This is a genomic window from Microcoleus sp. PH2017_05_CCC_O_A (genome assembly GCF_020738785.1).
In the GTDB taxonomy this organism is placed as follows: Bacteria; Cyanobacteriota; Cyanobacteriia; order Cyanobacteriales; family Microcoleaceae; genus Microcoleus.
In genome coordinates this window covers 1-17207 of record NZ_JAEQCB010000041.1, presented here as the reverse complement: position 1 = coordinate 17207, position 17207 = coordinate 1, and the positions used below count along the sequence as shown (strand labels likewise).

Below are 17207 nucleotides of genomic sequence, written 5' to 3'. Positions count from 1 at the left end.
TACGAACTGTTACAAATATATCATACTCATAACGACTACAAGTATGTTCTCGGCAAGTCTAAAAAATCACGCTCTCAAAATAGAGAGCGTGATTTTTTCTATTAAATCATGGCTCAGGCGGGATTTGAACCTGCGACCTTGGGCTTATGAGTCCCCTGCGCTAACCACTGCGCCACTGAGCCAAACTTACTTCACGATTTACCATCGTAGCACGGTAGGTGGAAGTATGTCTGTATTCCCAACAACCGAATTTCTAATACCTTCCGATCTAAGTTATGAGTTTTGGTAATGATTCAAAACCCATAACTTGAGACCAGTCGTTATCGAGAAGCACTGGAGGTATCGTTAGGCAGAAAAGCCATTGGATTGACAGCACCCTGTCCGGCGGGATGGATTTCAAAGTGCAAGTGCGGCCCGGTACTGAAGCCGGTGCTGCCCATTTCTGCAATCTGTTCGCCGCGATCGACCTGCTGACCCTTTTTAACCAAAATTCGGTTGTTGTGGGCGTAGATCGTTTCTGATCCGTCTGGATGGGTAATTTCCACCAGATAGCCGTACCCTCCGTCATTCCACTCTGCATAGGTAACCACCCCGCTGTCGGCGGCCACAATTGGCGTGCCGATCGGCCCTGCAATATCAATTCCCTTGTGCATCCGTCCCCAGCGCCAGCCGTAGCCAGAAGTGAGAACGCCCTTAGCCGGCCAAATCAATCCGTTAGCCGACTGCTGTTTGCCGCCGCCGTTAGGCAGATAAGTATCAGCGCCCGAAAGTGGAGGCAGTTCTGGAGAAACCATGCGTCCCAAAGACGGGTTGCTCAGGGGGTCATAACCCTCGGAACCCAAAGGAGCAGTTGCTACCACCGGCCGTTCTTGAGTAGAGGTAGGCGTTAGGTTGATCGGTTGCAGTTCGGCTGCACGAGCGGGATCGAAACGCTCTTGCTGCTGTTTCTGAACTTCCTGGGACCACCCTCTCGACGGCGGTCTGCCGATTTCATTCTGCACCGCTCCAGCGTATTCGGGGGTGTAGAGGTCGGGATTGACGCTTGGGAGTTCTTCAGACGGGTTGGAGGCGAGTTTCGCTTCTGGGCCCTCAGTTGGAGCCAGGGAAACCGCATTTGCCCCGATCGAATTGCGCTCGGCGCGATATTCCTCTCGCAGTCTGACAACTTCTGCTCTCAAGCGTTCGGAATAAGGGTTGAGAGCGGTAGCGGTGGGTAGATCCTCCGCATTCGACTCAAGTACAGCGCTCGTGGGAGCGGGATTTAAACCCTGGGCGCTAACATTTTGCAAGCCGAAAGGCTGCGGGTATGCAACAGCGAGGTTGGTAGCAGTTGCACTTGCTGGCTGCGGCAGCGCGCTGGTGTCAACGGCACCTGTAAATGTTGGTTCGCCTTGAAGTTCCAGCTTTCTGGTGTCGCTAATGGTTTGAGAAACTTGAGTTAGCGGAATGCTGTTAATTTTGGGAACCATCGGGGCTGAAATATTGTTCAGACCTTCCAAGTTCGCCAAGGGAGAGACAACCGCTACTTTTGGGGCGGATGCTGCAACGCCAGCACTGGTTATTTCCGGGGTAGACGAACTGGGGTTCAAAGATGCGGGAACCGAAGTCGCCGACCAGACAGATGTAGAGTTAGAGGCAGAATCAGATGCTGCCGCCTGCACCGCTGGATTATTTGACCGAACGTTGGGAATTTTCAGCCGTTGATTGACATTCAGCAAGTTGGGATTGCCCAGCTTGTTGACGGCGATCAGCTCTTTGGGCGATACCCGGTAATTAGAGGCGATCGCATCTAACGTATCTCCCGGGCGCACGTTGTAGAGCCCCTGGGCTGGCCCTGCGCTACTGCCTGCTGGGGACACTACCACAGCGGAGGGCAAACTAGGTGTTGCGAGAGACTGTTCAATGGACTCCAACGATCGATCGGGCGATGCTGCTTGACCCACCGAGGCATTGGGAATTACAGGTGTGGCCCTGAGGTCAGGAATTGCTGGCGAGGTGGCATATTCCGGGGATGCCAGCGTCGGTACAGCAGGTGTAGATGAATTTGGTCCCACCTCAGAGTCCAACAGGGGCCGACCTGATGCTGTAGTGCGGTTTTCCTGTTTTTTCAAACTGTCGATCGCCCCGTCTGCGTTCGGGCTGTCGATCGAGCTTTGTGTCGGTACAGTCGTCGCCATATCTGGCGCTTCCGTTGACTGACCGTACTGGGCTGCACTATCCAACGACTCGGAGCCAGTTAGATTTAATTTTTGTTCTGGATTGACTGTGGCAGTATTGCCATGGTTCTCTTGTGGCGAGGCTTCTAGAGCCTCCGGAATTTTGAGTTCTTGGCCGACTTGGAGTGCGGTATCGGGTTTGATGCCGTTGGCAGTTGCTAGTGCCTTCGGTTCAATTTCATAGTCCCGAGACAGCTCCCAAAGGGTTTGTCCCTGCTGAACCTTAACCCCTGCCTGTTCGGCTGAGGAGCCGTCAACTTGTCCGGTGGTAGCGGGCCCGTTGGTCGATACAGGCTTTAATTCAACGGTCGATTCTGCTGTCGGTGTGAGTTCAGACGCGCGAGCGCTGTCTCCGTTTCTCGGCAGCAGGATGCCAGAAGCACCTACCGATATTGCCAGCCCGATCGTGGCGAGAGAGCGAAAGGAGCCTGTGCTGAGCGTTGTCTGCTTGGACGGTTCCGCAGAACCGTCTCTGTCGATTTCACTAGCCTGAACAGGCTTATTTTTTTGGGGATATGTTCGTTTCAAAAAAACGACCTCCTACTGAGAAGCGCTAACTGTCCTTGGAAACACTCAAGGGATTGCATGATGCTGAATTTAAATCAACAACCAAAAATATTCTGATTGTTGAAAGCGATCGTGCTTAGGCAAGATTACCTTGCTTTTTTAATTTAGACAAGCTCGAACCGTAATAATTTTTTAAATTCTCGGTCAAACCCGCTGCAATTACACCCCACAAGCCTTACACCGCAATAGTTGGAACGAATACATAAAATATCCGTTCCCGCACAGGCTAAGACTCTCACCTATTGTCCGACTCTATGCTAATTTCCGGACAACCTACAACCGTATATTCACTAGATATCAATAGCCTTCAGGCACAATCAGGCGATCCCTGGCGCCTTAAATCGCTGAAATCCTCTGTTTTTGTGGCTACATCCTCGCAGCGACTAATTTGGTATTACTGATAACAATCTGTTTTTGGATGAATAAAATATATTAATCTCCGCTATCTAGATTTTCACCGCTTTGATACAAATTTCTTATATTTAAAGCGAAAGTTGGTTGTACCCGACAGCTATTAAATATCTATATATGTATCTGTCGATCGCGATTTATCCGAGTTCGCCCAACTGTCGTTTAGCCTCAAATAAACCTACAGCGGCGCTGACAGAGAGATTCAAACTCCTGACTCCAGGCTGGCTCATGGGAATAAAAACTGTGGCATCGCAGGCATCCAAGACCAATTTAGGAATGCCGACAGTTTCTGAGCCAAACATCAACCAGTCGCTGGGCTGAAATTGGAATTGGGTATAACTGCATCGTCCACCAGTGCTGAATCCGATCGTTCGCCCTCCTCGCTCCTGCTGAAATATCTCAAAAGCAGCTAAGTCTTCGTGACAGTGGAGATTGACATAGGGCCAATAATCTAAGCCGGCCCTTTTCAGGTAGCGATCGCTAATTTCAAACCCCAGCGGGCCGACTAAATGTAATGTCGTGCCTGTGGCAGCGCAAGTGCGGGCGATATTGCCAGTATTCGGGGGAATTTGCGGGTGAATCAAGACAAGTTGGGGCATGAAGCTTTAAACAGTTGACAGTTGACAGTTGACCTGGGACAGTTGACAGCCCCCATCGCCCCAAGGATAGCAATGGTTTCAGCGATTAAACACGTCTTGGCAGTTGCTATCAAAGCAAAAAATACAGCTATTGGCACATTTAGAAATCTACCCAAAGGTAGATACTATTCATAGCTTTTATTTATAACAGGTGCCGGCTGCCATTGATTAAATATTCTGATTTGTTTTGCACTGCTACTGTTCAAGCGACTAACTGGCCGCACAAATTGTCTTCCAGCTCCCATTCCTGGTGAGCCATGCCATCAATCCCTTGCAGAATAATCGTGCGCGCATCCAAACCGCCCTCATACAGTTTCAACCACTGTTGGGCGGTGTTGCCTTCCCGGAGAATCTTTTTGAGCGGCGAGAGAAAGCAACTAAAGCCACGTTTTTTGGCGATCGGCCAGACTTCCTGGTAAATTTCCTCAATCCAATCTCGCGCCAAAATCTTTCTGCCGTCTTGCCAGTGAGTGAGTTCGGCATCCAAACTTTGCCGGGATGCAGCAATTTCGTTGGCGTCGGTGAGGGCAACTAAGTCTTGATTGCGGGTGGCGGCCGGTAAGGTACTGAGTGCTAAGGGGTCTAAGCCGGGGTCTTCCATCATCTGCCAAATACGAGCTTCTAGCAAGGCAGTGATGGCCAACAAAGCCAGAGGATTGACTTCAAGATCGCAAATTCTCAGTTCGAGGCGGTTGAGACAGTAGGGGCGACGATCGCCATTTGGCCGCACAGCAGACCACAAATGGCGGACGTTTTGCATACTGCCGAGTTCTAGCTGTTCTTCAGTCCACTGGATGTAATGCTTGTGACTTTCAAACAGGGGGACGATCGCGGGAGTTTTGGGAAACAAACCCCACCGGGTAGAATGATAGCCCGTGACTTCGCCGTCGAGGAACGGGGAAGAAGCGCTCAATGCCAAGTATAGCGGTGCTTCGACGCGGGCGAGGCGGATGGCGCGCATCAGCATTTCTGGTTCGGAGATGCCGATGTTGATGTGAATGCTGGCAGTGACGACTTTGGTGCCGTAGGTTTGCTCGATGTAGGTGTGATAGGGGTTGTTGGGATCCGATCGGTAAAATCGATCGCTCCCACCGAGAGATAGCGTACTTCCCGGGAGCAAGGTATAGTCGCCCAACTGTTTGAGATACTCGCGCAGCCGGACTCGCGGCTTGACTAGGGCGCACAGCAGGCGATCGTAGCTGCACAGCGGGGCCGTCGTGTACTCCACATTGCGACTATCAGGCTCCCGCACAAATCCCTCTAGATCGGCGACTATGCGATCGGAGAGACCGACAACCTCACCTTCGGGCGTGCCGGTATACATTTCTACTTCAAAGCCTTTTGATAGCAGCACGTTTGTTCCTCAGCTAAGTTGAGTGCTAATTTCTAGTATCCCAAAAATTGAGCTGTTCGTACTATCTGCCACAAGGCAGAGTTGAAATTTTTGGAGGCTGGGACTGAAACCGGGTATTTGGGCGCCAGCTTTGTTTGAGCGTTTGTGTGTTAGTTGCGGCACCCAAAGCGGCAAATGCTGGCACCGCCAAGAGTTTCCGAGGCGGTTTTCGGGTGTCAAAGGCTGTTTGTGCGATCGCCTTTGTGTTTGATGCGGCATTCGGGGCGCGATCGTACTTATCGTAAACAGAACCCACCCTTACCACAGACAGAAGTGAGAAAGCACTGCATTCTTCCCTCTTCGCTGTTCCTTCTTCCCTCTTCTTTCTGTCACAGGTCAACTATCAACTGTCAACTATTTCAAGATAACTTTATTCATCCGAGACTCAAGCAAAATCCGCTTAACCTCAATCCGGTAGTCGTATTTTTTGCACTGTGAGTAGGCGCGAGAGCGACAGGAATTTTAGGAATATTTCTGGCTATTCCGTTAGCGGGAGTGATAGTTAGCTGGTTTGAAATTGAACAAACGCAAGCGTAAGGCCAATTGATAAAGCCGTCCCATTTTAGAGAAAGTCAGGCTGAACAACCGGTTTTAAACTGCAAACTAGAAGTCCGATGCTCCAAAAACTATCCTGGGCGCAACGCGAAACTAAAAGTAAAGAGAAAAAGCAACCTAGGGTTTACGCGGAGCATACACTTTACTGCGTAGAGTCAATTCATAAATTGCAAGTCAGTAGGAAATCTTGCTTCTTCTGGTTGGGGATCGTAAATGTAATCGCAGTCAAAGCGCATAGCTTGAGAGTGGCGGCTGATCGAAAATCCGCAGTGAGTCACCATTTCTGTAGTAAAAGTAGCCATGACTAACTCGATAAGTTTTGTGTAAGAAATGTTAGGCTGTTGAACGTAATAAGCGCGTCTAGCAAAAAAGATTCTCTCATCTTTCGGTACAATTATGGCATTAATTTTGTGTGCGTGTTGAATTGGCTTGATATAGCTTTCAATAAACTGCGACTGATTTTTTTGAAGTCTGGCTAATCTTTCGTGTTGCAACCAACTCATTTGAAACACAATTTTAATAAATTCAAAACCCAAAATGTAGTTAAAAACATTATTCCGTTCTTCTGTACTCAATACGAAACGCAGTGCAGATTCTAAATATTGGTCTGTTTCCCGGAGCGCTTGTTGAGATGAGTGGATATAAAATTGTTTGATGTAGCTTCTTAAATCAGATTCGTTTAATTCTTTTTTGACTCGGAATCTGATTAAATACTCTTTAACTCGGTGTAGAGTATCTACATCTTCAAACATTTTTGAGACTAAGCCGTCGGCTGTGTACTCATCTAAAAATTTGGCTTGAAAATCGGGAGTAGATGCACACAATATGTAGGAGAGGGACAAAACGTAGCGTCGCTGGTTCCAAGGCAAGCTTTCTGCCCACTCCTTAACTTCTACAGGGAGTTTTTCCAGCACGGTATCTGTGTGGGGACGTTGAGAAAGGTCGGCATATTTATATTTTTGTTTAATCATTGCCTGAAACCTTGTATTAGTTAATTGACCGGGTAATATATGGCAGGTAAGTACAGTAAAGTAGAGGCCGGCAGTTACCACTTATGTAATTTTTTTATATACCTCTAAGGATACAGGATTTAGCGGGTAAAGGCGGTGATCTGTCTCACATTTTTGCGGACTTACTATCACAACTATGAACTTTATATATCACATTTTTGGGCCGCGAGTGTCACAGGAAATAATTATTCACGTCACTGGGATAACGGTGGGTTTGGTTGATGATGTAATCAGGGTGATTTATAACTTTTTGTTAATCCGGATTACTGAGGAAAATCATGAACTCGACTACAAGTATTTTACCTAAAAATCAGTGCCGATACTTAAGTTTTGGCCAGATCCTCGTTCAACCAGTGCGACACTGGTTTGATAGCATTGCAGTGGGCGATCGGCAAATAGCTAAGTGGTTGTGCCAAGTTATACCCGCACGGTGTCCTTTTGAGAGAAATATCCAGTTATTCGGACACCATTTTTTCCACATACCCCCGATGTGCAAGCTAAATCCTGTATATGAAGAATTAGTGGGGTTGCGTTTTCGCTCGCTGTCGTTTTTGGCTGATGTATCCGGGGAAGATGTAACGCCGTACTGCTGATTGAGGGGTTTCATACCTCGATCGCCGATCGATCGACCGTAGTGCATCTAGATTGTCTATGATAGTCGATGGAGAGGGGGAGAGACCTATAACAGCTTCGCTCTTCGGGTAAACAGGGGGAGAGCATTTGAGGCGTTTTAATTAGGCATTGAAATATACAATTTAAATGCTGTAGAGCTTATCAATTATTTATGGGTGCAGCACTATGCCAATTGTTCGATCGCCAATTTAGACCACAATCGTTAATATCAGTGGATGCTTTGGATGCTTTTAAATTACAGCGGGCTTCCATCATTACGGTCAAGTCAACAATAATATCAAACCGTAGCAGCGAAAACAACAGATATAACAATAATTTAACAAATTACTTTGCCTAATGGAAGTGAATATGTTTAACGCAACAGAACTGCTAATTAACGATTTTGTAAATCGGCTAATTGAAGGCTACCGGCACACCTACGGTGGCTTCAAATCTGACTATGGCGAAATTATTGCTTGGGTAGCCGATATGGCTTTGGAAAATATTGCTAATAGCGATGCTCTTTACCACAATGTGGAACACACTATTTTAGTGACATTGGTGGGACAAGAGATTCTGCGCGGGAAGCACATCCGCGAGGGCGGTGTTTCCTGCGAACATTGGCTGCATTTCCACATTGCTTTGCTGTGTCACGATATCGGGTATGTCAAGGGTGTTTGTCGGCAAGATAGAACAGATTTAGGAGTGTATGCGACGGGAATAGGTGACACGAATTTAACGCTACCGAGAGGGGCGACTGATGCGAGTTTGACCCCTTATCATGTCGATCGGGGAAAGATGTTTGTTGAGGAACGCTTTGGGGGTCACAGACTGATTGATGCCAACCTGGTTAAGCAGAATATTGAGTTAACTCGTTTCCCGGTTCCTCGGGATGAAGACTATCAAGATACTGTGAATTATCCGGGTTTGGTGCGGGCGGCGGATTTAATTGGTCAGTTGAGCGATCCGCGATATTTGCAAAAGGTGACTGCGCTGTTTTATGAATTTGAGGAGACTGGTCAAAATCAGGTGTTGAAGTATTGCAATCCGGCGGATTTGCGGGAGGGGTATCCTAAGTTTTATTGGAATGTGGTTTATCGGTATGTCAAGGATGCGATCGGCTATTTAGAATTGACGCAACAGGGGAAACAAATTGTTGCTAATCTGAACGCAAATGTGTTTCGGGTGGAGCATTCTGAGGCGGGAGTTGAGGAGGTGGCTTCTGTTAGTTAGGCTTGGAGTTGACTTGGGGCGGGCGCTCTGGTTGCTGATCCGAGCGAAAGGGCGATCGTCCTATTTAATGTTAAGCTTGTGAACTGTGCTCGATTGGGCGATCGCCATATAGTAAAATATAGCTATACCCACAGCCGCCAGCAAATTTTAAAATATTTTGATTGTCATTGCTCGATAGATTGACTCGTTCAATTCTTAAGAAATAGAGAAAAATCACCATGAGATTCATTAACCCCAAAACCGATTTCGCCTTCAAAAAAATATTCGGTGGCAAGGAAAGCAAACCAATATTGATCAGCTTTCTCAATGCCCTAATTTACAAAGGCCATCCCACCATCACCGATTTAGAAATTATCGATCCGTATTTACCATCAAGAGTCTCATATCTTAAAGAGTCTTACCTGGATGTCAAAGCAAAGCTTGCATTAGGTCAAACTGTAATTATCGAAATGCAAGTTTTAAATGTGGCATCTTTTGCGAAGCGGGTGATTTATAATGCTGCAAAAACTTACTCTACTCAACTGATTCGCGGTGAAGGTTACTTTAACTTAAAACCTGTAATTGCTTTGACCATTACAGATTTTGAAATGTTTGAAAACGACCGAGAAGTAATTTCTCACTTTGTGTTCAAGGAGAAAAAGCGTTTATTTGAGTATCCAGATCCAGGAATGGAAATGATATTTATTGAATTGCCGAAATTCAACAAACAATTGGATCAGTTGGAAACTTTGACTGACAAGTGGGTTTATTTTATGAAAAATGCCCCCAGTTTGGAAGTAGTACCGTCAACAATGGAAAATGTCTCGGAAATACAACAAGCTTTTGCGATTGCTAATGAAACTAACTTGAATCCTGAAGAGTTGAAAGATTTAGAAGATCGCGAGAGGTATATTATGGATCAGCAGGGAATCTTGCGAAAGGGAATTCAAGAAGGCAGAGAAGAAGGACTCGCACAAGGGCGAGAAGAAGGCAGAGAAGAAGGCAGAGAAGAAGGACTCGCGCTAGGAATGAGAGAAAAGGCTCTGGAAATTGCTAGGCAACTTCTCAATGTGCTTGACAATCAAACTATTAGTCAAACTACTGGTTTGAGTGTAGAAGATATCGAAAATTTGCGGGAGGAATAGGAAGGAAGGACTGAAGTCCTCACTACAAACTACATCAAATTGGTTTGTAGTGAGGACTTCAGTCCTCATCCAACGAGAGAGGACTGAAGTCATCACTATGAACCTATAGACGACTCTGCCATCTGTCTAGAGGAAGATTTTATTAAACGAGTAAATTACGTATTATGCTGTAAAAGTCAGGCAGAGGGAAAAGCTATCTCCGACTCTCACTCCCAATAGCTGACCAATCTTACAGTATAAAAAATAAATCTCATGACACCAGTCACTCCCAATCAAACTTCATCTCAATACGAAACTACCCAATCTGAAGAAAAAATTGACTCTCTGGTAGAAGAAGTTAAGCCAGAAACCGAACTCGATTTAGAATTCCTGTACACCAGAGATATTGAATTCCGCCAAGAAACAATTTATTTCATTGTAGTCGATCGCTTCCACGACGGCGACTCCGCAAATAATGCAGGCCCAAACCCAGAACTTTACGATCCAGAAGGCAAAGATTGGGGCAAATATTGGGGCGGCGACTTGCAGGGAGTTATCGACAAACTCGACTACTTAAAAGATATGGGTGTTACAGCAGTTTGGCTGACTCCGCTTTTTGAGCAAGTAGAAGCATTATTTGTCGAACAAGCTGCGATTCACGGCTACTGGACAAAAGATTTTAAACGACTAAATCCCCGATTTATTGCTAAAGGTGATAATCCTTCTGTCAACCAAACACAAGAAACTAAAGATACCGTATTTGACAAATTAGTAGACGAGTTGCACCAGCGAAAAATGAAACTTGTACTCGATATTGTCTGCAATCACAGCAACCCAGATTTTAGTGGAAAAAAAGGGGAGCTTTACGATGATGGTGTCAAAATAGCTGACTTTAACGATGACAAAGATAACTGGTATCACCATTATGGAGAAGTCCAAAATTGGGAAGATGAATGGCAAGTTCAAAACTGCGAACTGTCTGGCTTGGCTACTTTCAATGAAAACAATATTGCCTATCGCAGTTACATTAAGTCAGCAATTAAACAGTGGCTAGATAGAGGTGTTGATGCTTTGCGGGTTGATACAGTTAAGCATATGCCGATCTGGTTTTGGCAAGAGTTTACTGCGGATATTTTGACACATAGACCTGATGTTTTCATCTTTGGGGAATGGATTTACAGCGATCCTAGAAATGACCTTTCTGTGGAATTTGTCAATGAGTCGGGGATGACTATTTTAGATTTTGGGCTGTGCGTGGCAATTCGAGAAGTATTGGGACAGGGTGCGGAAGCCGGATTTCAGTTAATTCAGGATGTGCTGAATTTGGATCACCGCTATTACGGGGCGACGGAGTTGATTACTTTTATTGACAACCACGATATGCCGCGGTTTCAGTCGTTGAATGCCGATCGACAAATGCTCCGGTTGGCGATAAATTTAATCATGACAAGTCGTGGCATTCCGTGCCTTTATTACGGTACTGAACAGTACCTGCACGATGATACAGAAGGGGGAAATGACCCTTACAACCGCCCGATGATGGAAAAGTGGGATACTGATTCGCCGATTTACCGCGATGTGCGGTTGCTGTCTGGGTTGCGGCGGCTGAATCCTGCTATTTCGATGGGGAGTCAGTGGCAAAAATATCTAACTGCTGATGTTTATTGTTACGTCCGTCGCTATCGCGATTCTGTGGTGTTTGTGGCGATGAATCGGGGCGATTCTGTGACTGTTGAAGCGGTTGATACGGAGTTGCCGGATGGAGAGCATACGGAGGTTTTATCGCGCCGCAAGTTTGAAGTTAAAGACGGGATGCTGTATAATTTGGAGTTGGGCGATCGCGAAGTAATGATTTTTAGCCGCGTGGGAGAGCGAGTTAAGGGGAAAACTATTGTGCGGGCTCAGCTTAACAGTGTTAAAAGTCAGCCTGGGGAAAGAATTGTGGTGGTTGGAGATTGTCCTGAATTGGGGAATTGGGATATTAGTAAGGCTTACCCGCTGGAGTATATCAATACTAATACTTGGTTTGGGGAAATTCCTTTTAATGAAAGTGCGGGGAAGTTGATTTCTTATAAGTATGCGCTGCTGCGGGAAGGAAGGTCGCCGCTGCGAGAAAATTTGGTTTGTCGGCGCTGGGTTTTGGCTTCGGAAGGGACTGTGAAATGGCGCGATAAGTGGGTTTCGGGACGGGAGTCTTGACAGTTGACAGTTGACAGTTGACAGTTGACAGTTGACAGTTTGGAAATTTTAACAATATCAATGCAACCGGAAACGATAGATTATTGATTGTTGACTGTTGGGAAATTTGAATAATACCCATGCAACCGGAAACGATATGAGTAGGGTGCGCCGAAGAGCATCTGATCGCCATAAGTAGTGCGTCAAATTAATTTTTGCGCCTAGGGCTGACACCCGGGCGCCAATCTTGTAAGAGTCAAAAATAGTCACAGGGGTCGATCGCTCGATTCCAATGACTTAAGCTTTTATGCTGAAGTTAGCTGAAGCATTTATGTTTAACCTGATGTATATTTCTCCAGAGCAAGACCAAAAAATTCGCTACATCATCCGAGAGTGCGGTCAAGAAGCCCACAAGCTTGCAGCGGAACCTTTTGAAGTTTCCGAGAAAGGCCCAGATGACTACGTGACGAGTATCGATCGCTACTTAGACGGAAAACTATCAGCAGCATTTAGCGCTTTGTTTCCTGAAGATGGCAGGATCACGGAGGAAAACACGTCCTCCAGAGCAGCTTACCAGGCAAATTACCAGCGCCTCTGGTGCATCGATCCCCTCGACGGGACGGAGGGATTTATTCAGGGAAAACAGCACTATGCTGTGATGGTGGGGCTGTTGTTGGAGGGGGAACCGGTGGCCGGCTGGATCTACGCCCCGGCTTTTGACCAAATGTATTTTGGCGGCAAAGATTGGGGATTGTTCCAAACTGTAGGAACCTCTTCGCCGCAGCCGATCGGCCTTTGCAAACCCCCCGCTCCGACACCGTTCAATTGTAAAATTATTCTCGGCGACAGAGACCAGAAAAACTATGCCGGGGCGATCGCCCAAAGCATCCCAGGAGTAGAATTTTACTCGCTGGGAAGCTTTGGCTTAAAAGTTATGGAAATCATACAAGGTCGAGCCGGTTTGTACCTGTATTTCAACGGTAGAGTTAAAGTGTGGGATACCGCCGGCCCTCTGGCCCTAGCAAAGGCAGCCGGATTGGTCTGTTGCGACTTGCAAGGTCAACCGCTGAGGTGGACGGCAGACGCCATAGAGCCGGAGTCTCTGGCCCACACGCAGTCGATCGCGATCGGCTGGCCGGATTATATAGAAGCTCTGTTGGGGAAAGTTCAACAGGCAGTGGGACGCCTGTAAACCCGTTTAAGATTGAAAAATCTGCCCATAATTTTAGGTGAAGCGGGCCCCTGTACCCTGATTGGAGAATTGGGTTTTAAACCCCATAGTTCTAGGACAGCTTTGCATTAAAATTGAAATGTCTACAGGCTCAAGACACGTTGAAACAGCTACGGTGAGAGCGCACCTAGACAGCTAGAGGGGCAATGGTTGACTCCAACCCTGAAGGCATACAAGCATTTGACTTGTGAGGAAAACAAAAAGTCAACCTAGGGCATTGGGAGACTTAAAACGAACGTGGAGACTGAGTGAGACTTGCTTCTTGCAAGCATTAGTCTGTGAAGCGTTAAGGAATCCTCTCTCATTCAGGAAGAGGAGGTATGTCAAAGGAGCTATGAGACGAAGTAAGTTTCGCCTGTGTCTGAGATTTGCGTCTCGTTCGCTTTGTGTCAATCTTATGTAGCAGCAACAGATTGTTTGTTTTCTCAAACAGCGATCGTTCCCTAGCTATTGGGTGTCGCCTAATCTAATTTCCCACCTCCGCGAGTTTGCATGAAGACAGAAGCTTTCAGTGAGCTGTTCCCTCTATTTAAGGGTGCTAACCCAGAAACCTTGGGAGGGCTGCTATCCAATGCCGTTAAGCATGAGTATCCCCCAGGCCGAGCTGTGGTGATGGAGGATTCTTGGGGTAACGCAATTTATTTTGTTGTGTCGGGCTGGGTCAAAGTCCGCCGCCTGTCAAACGATCGAGCTGTATCAATGGCTATTTTAGGACGGGGAGCTTTCTTCGGCGAAATGGCCATTCTTGATGAATCTCCCCGATCGAATGACGTACTTGCTCTATCGCCCGTGCGGCTGATCAGTGTCACGGCTCAGCGATTTATCCAAACCCTGTTTAAAGATCCGCAATTGCATCACCGGATGCTGCAACTGATGGTGCGGCGCCTGCGCCAAACCAATCTCCGCTCTCAACTCCAGAACCGCCAGCCAGCGGTTAAACTAGCAAATACTTTAGTTGAGCTGGGAGAAAACTACGGTCAGAAAACTGCTGAGGGCAGAGATATCTTCAATATCCCTTATGAAGATTTAGCTGACGTGACAGGTATCGCCCTAGATGAAACCAGCAAAATTATGGAAAAACTAGATAGTAAAGGCTGGATCAAAATCGATCCAGAGCACCAAACTATCCATTTGATCAACCTCAAGCACTTGATGAATTTGGCAAGTCAATGACCGATGTCACTTATGAGGATACCTCGTCCGCTGCCGATCGCGCGATCGGACAACTAACAGCACCGACCATTCACTATTCGGTGGCGATGCCCAATCCTGAATCCCACCTGTTTGAAGTGACTTTGCGCGTGCAGGGTTGGTCGGAGCCGGTGCTGGATTTAAAAATGCCTGTCTGGACTCCCGGTTCTTACTTGGTTCGAGAGTACGCCCGCCACCTGCAAGATTTTCGATCGCTAGGAGGCGATCGAGCTTTACTTTGGCGCAAGATTAGCAAAAATCACTGGCAAATCGAGACAAATTCAGTGTCAGATGTCACGGTTTGCTACCGGATTTTTGCCAACGAACTGACAGTACGAACCAATCATTTAGACTCGACTCACGGTTATTTTAATCCAGCGGCTCTGTGCTTTTTCTTGCCCGGTTTTGAGCGCAACTGCTATACGGTGACAGTGGTGCCACCGCAGCCGGAATGGCGCACAGTTACTACTTTGCCGCCTGTTTCTGGGGAAGATTTTACTTTCGCTGCTGCGGATTTTGACACCCTTGTCGATAGTCCTTTTGAGATTGGCTGTCACGAGTCCTACGATTTTGAAGTGATGGGAAAACCCCATCAGCTTGTAGTTTGGGGACAAGGCAATTTAGAACCAGAACGGGCAATTCAAGATATCAAGAAAGTCATTGAGGTAGAAGCAGAAATGTTCGGCGGTTTGCCTTACGACCGCTATGTGTTTTTGTTGCATTTGTCTGGCTCTGGTTTTGGCGGCTTGGAACACAAGGATAGTTGCACTCTTAACTATTCGCGTTTTGGTTTTCGGAACAAGGACAAGTACGAACGGTTCATTCAATTGGTGGCTCACGAGTTTTTTCACCTCTGGAATGTCAAGCGCATTCGACCGAAAGCTCTCGAAATATTTGACTACGAACAAGAGAATTATACTCCTTCTTTATGGTTCTCTGAAGGCACGACCAGTTATTACGATTTGCTAATTCCTTTTCGAGCGGGTCTCTATGGCGTGAAAGGTTATTTCCAAAATCTTGCCAAAGAAATCACTCGCTTGCAGACGACTCCGGGGCGGAACGTGCAGCCTGCGAGCGAGTCGAGTTGGGATGCTTGGATTAAACTTTATCGGAGGGATGCTAATAGCGATAATTCGCAGATTTCCTATTATTTGAAAGGGGAATTAGTTTCGTTTCTGCTGGATTTGTTGATTCGAGCTAAACACGGCAACGCGCGATCGCTCGACGATGTGATGCGTTTGATGTGGCAGCAGTTTGGCGGTTGTTCTCCTGAAAATGAAGATTTTGACCAGAAGTCGGGAACAGAGGCAAAGCCTGCGTATCTGACATCAAATGGTAAGTTAAATGCTCGCTCGCGGACGGCAGAAATAGGCTTTACTCCCGAAGAGTTGCAAAGTGCGATCGAGTCTGTAGCCGGCATGGATTTGAGTGACTTTTTTGCGCGCTATGTAGACGGCACAGAAGAGTTGCCTTATAACGAATATCTGGAACCTTTCGGGCTACAAATTTGGGTAGATGAAAGCGAGCAAACGCCTCGGATGGGTTGGACGTTGGGAGCGGAAAACGGGCGGCAAATGGTTAAATTTGTCGAAGCAGGATCTCCGGCACAATTGGCCGGAATTGACGCTGGAGACGAGTTGCTGGCGATCGCAGGTTTTCGAGTAAATGCCGAACAAGTGGCAGAGAGGCTGAAAGACTATCAGCCGGGGGACACGGTAGAAGTGACAGTTTTTCATCAAGACGAACTGCGGACTTGTTCTGTTACTCTCGCCCAGCCGCGCCCCGGCCGTTATTCGATCGTACCAGTCGATCGGCCAAGCACTATTCAGAAACAAAACTTTACTGGATGGCTGGGTGTTCCTCTGTCGAATTTGTGACATCATTGTTAGTAGTTAGTTGTTATTTGTTACTTGTTACTTGTTGGTTGTTATTTGTTAGTTTTAATAACCAATAAGATTGTGTCCGGTTAATTACCTATCATAAATTTTGTACTGAGAGCGCTCGTCCTCACTGCAAAACTATAGGCCAATCGGGAAGGACTCAAGTCCTTACTAAAAAAGACTTTTATGATGGTTGTCTCACCGGATATGACATAAAAAATCAGCAATAACCAGTAACAAATAACTCATAACAAATAACCCATTAGCAATCACCAATTTTAATTATGCAAACCCCACCTCCTCCATCAATTACGCCTCGCCAGATGAACCTGCTGCGAATCGTTTCCTCTATGGCCTGGGCTGATGGCGAACTCGCAACAGAAGAAGTTAATTTAATGCTCGATCGCTTTTGTCGTTTGTTTGCCGCAGATGACGACGCCCAACAAATGCAACAGGAACTGCGGGATTACATCATGCAAAATATTCCCCTTGATGAGTTGATTCACCAACTAGAAACTCAAGAGGAAAAAGAATTAGTCTTGCAACTCGGCTATGAAGTGATTGCATCTAGTTCTCGCACTCCCGACGAACCAAACATTAACTCTGACGAAGCCGCAGCTTATCAAAAATTAGTGCAGTTGCTGAATCTTCCAGAAGATGCAGTCAAGCGTATTGAAGCAGAATCATCGGCGACACATACTTCGGAGGGAATTATAGAGAAGATAGCTCACAAATTAGAACAGTTCATCAAACGCTAGTTTGCGACTGGCGCGCGGCTGATTCCTGGTTGATTCCTGTATTTCTCGTTACTAAACCTGAAATTTTTAAGAGCAACCGGGAATAATTCGCCATAGGTAAGTCTTTTTTACTTAATACTTTTGGACTGGGTAATATAGCCCTTCTCAGATAGGTGAGGTACGTTGTTGGGCTTCAGCCCTCTTCGTTTGGGCTTCAGCCCTCTTCGTTTAAGCGGTTATATAAGCAGTCAG

Annotated in this window: 13 protein-coding genes and 1 tRNA gene; 9 read left to right on the top strand and 5 right to left on the bottom strand. The window is 46.6% G+C overall.

Annotation, left to right across the window (positions count from 1 at the left end; translation table 11 throughout):
* Positions 1–109 precede the first annotated feature (109 nt).
* The 4 genes from JGK20_RS11545 to gshA all read right to left on the bottom strand — a co-directional run bounded on the left by JGK20_RS11545 (position 110) and on the right by gshA (position 5186).
* Positions 110–182: transfer RNA gene (locus tag JGK20_RS11545), tRNA-Met, on the bottom strand.
* Positions 183–320: 138 nt separating this feature from the next.
* A complete protein-coding gene (locus JGK20_RS11540) occupies positions 321–2744 on the bottom strand; it encodes a peptidoglycan DD-metalloendopeptidase family protein (protein WP_293230499.1) in 2424 nt (807 codons plus the stop codon).
* A 587-nt stretch (positions 2745–3331) separates the two neighbouring features.
* Positions 3332–3793, bottom strand: a complete 462-nt coding sequence (locus JGK20_RS11535; RefSeq protein WP_293145927.1) for a tRNA (cytidine(34)-2'-O)-methyltransferase — start codon at positions 3791–3793, stop codon at positions 3332–3334.
* A 241-nt stretch (positions 3794–4034) separates the two neighbouring features.
* Positions 4035–5186 carry a glutamate--cysteine ligase gene (gene gshA / locus JGK20_RS11530; protein WP_293176576.1) on the bottom strand — a complete coding sequence of 384 codons (1152 nt, stop codon included), beginning with the start codon at positions 5184–5186 and terminating at the stop codon, positions 4035–4037.
* A 146-nt stretch (positions 5187–5332) separates the two neighbouring features.
* On the opposite strand from gshA, the gene JGK20_RS11525 reads away from it, so the two are divergent.
* On the top strand, positions 5333–5470 hold the full coding sequence (locus JGK20_RS11525; protein WP_293230497.1) for a hypothetical protein: 138 nt from the start codon (positions 5333–5335) through the stop codon (positions 5468–5470).
* Between the two features lie 465 nt (positions 5471–5935).
* Here the strand turns inward: JGK20_RS11525 and JGK20_RS11520 are convergent, their stop codons facing one another.
* Positions 5936–6751 (bottom strand): cobyrinic acid a,c-diamide synthase, encoded by an 816-nt coding sequence (locus tag JGK20_RS11520; RefSeq protein ID WP_293176572.1) that lies wholly within the window; start codon positions 6749–6751, stop codon positions 5936–5938.
* 317 nt (positions 6752–7068) lie between these two features.
* Here JGK20_RS11520 and JGK20_RS11515 point away from each other — a divergent pair, with 317 nt between their 5' ends.
* The 8 genes from JGK20_RS11515 (at position 7069) to JGK20_RS11480 (ending at position 16976) form a co-directional block, all read left to right on the top strand.
* Positions 7069–7383, top strand: coding sequence for a Mo-dependent nitrogenase C-terminal domain-containing protein (locus JGK20_RS11515; protein WP_293176570.1), 315 nt, complete (start codon positions 7069–7071; stop codon positions 7381–7383).
* 388 nt (positions 7384–7771) lie between these two features.
* Complete coding sequence (locus tag JGK20_RS11510; protein WP_293198187.1) at positions 7772–8635, top strand: Npun_R2479 family HD domain-containing metalloprotein; 864 nt, start codon at positions 7772–7774, stop codon at positions 8633–8635.
* Positions 8636–8853: 218 nt separating this feature from the next.
* Complete coding sequence (locus JGK20_RS11505) at positions 8854–9759, top strand: Rpn family recombination-promoting nuclease/putative transposase (protein ID WP_293189215.1); 906 nt, start codon at positions 8854–8856, stop codon at positions 9757–9759.
* A 252-nt stretch (positions 9760–10011) separates the two neighbouring features.
* The gene (locus tag JGK20_RS11500) at positions 10012–11937 is read left to right on the top strand and encodes an alpha-amylase family glycosyl hydrolase (protein ID WP_293176564.1); all 1926 of its coding nucleotides are present in this window, start codon (positions 10012–10014) and stop codon (positions 11935–11937) included.
* 286 nt (positions 11938–12223) lie between these two features.
* Positions 12224–13108: an inositol monophosphatase family protein gene (locus JGK20_RS11495; protein WP_293205124.1), complete on the top strand. Its 885-nt coding sequence runs from the start codon at positions 12224–12226 to the stop codon at positions 13106–13108.
* 531 nt (positions 13109–13639) lie between these two features.
* Positions 13640–14320, top strand: a complete 681-nt coding sequence (locus JGK20_RS11490; protein ID WP_293145897.1) for a Crp/Fnr family transcriptional regulator — start codon at positions 13640–13642, stop codon at positions 14318–14320.
* The gene (locus JGK20_RS11485; protein ID WP_293176560.1) at positions 14317–16215 is read left to right on the top strand and encodes a M61 family metallopeptidase; all 1899 of its coding nucleotides are present in this window, start codon (positions 14317–14319) and stop codon (positions 16213–16215) included. The genes JGK20_RS11490 and JGK20_RS11485 overlap by 4 nt, the downstream gene beginning before the upstream one ends.
* Before the next feature lie 287 nt (positions 16216–16502).
* A complete protein-coding gene (locus JGK20_RS11480) occupies positions 16503–16976 on the top strand; it encodes a TerB family tellurite resistance protein (protein WP_293189217.1) in 474 nt (157 codons plus the stop codon).
* The last annotated feature ends 231 nt before the right edge of the window (positions 16977–17207 follow it).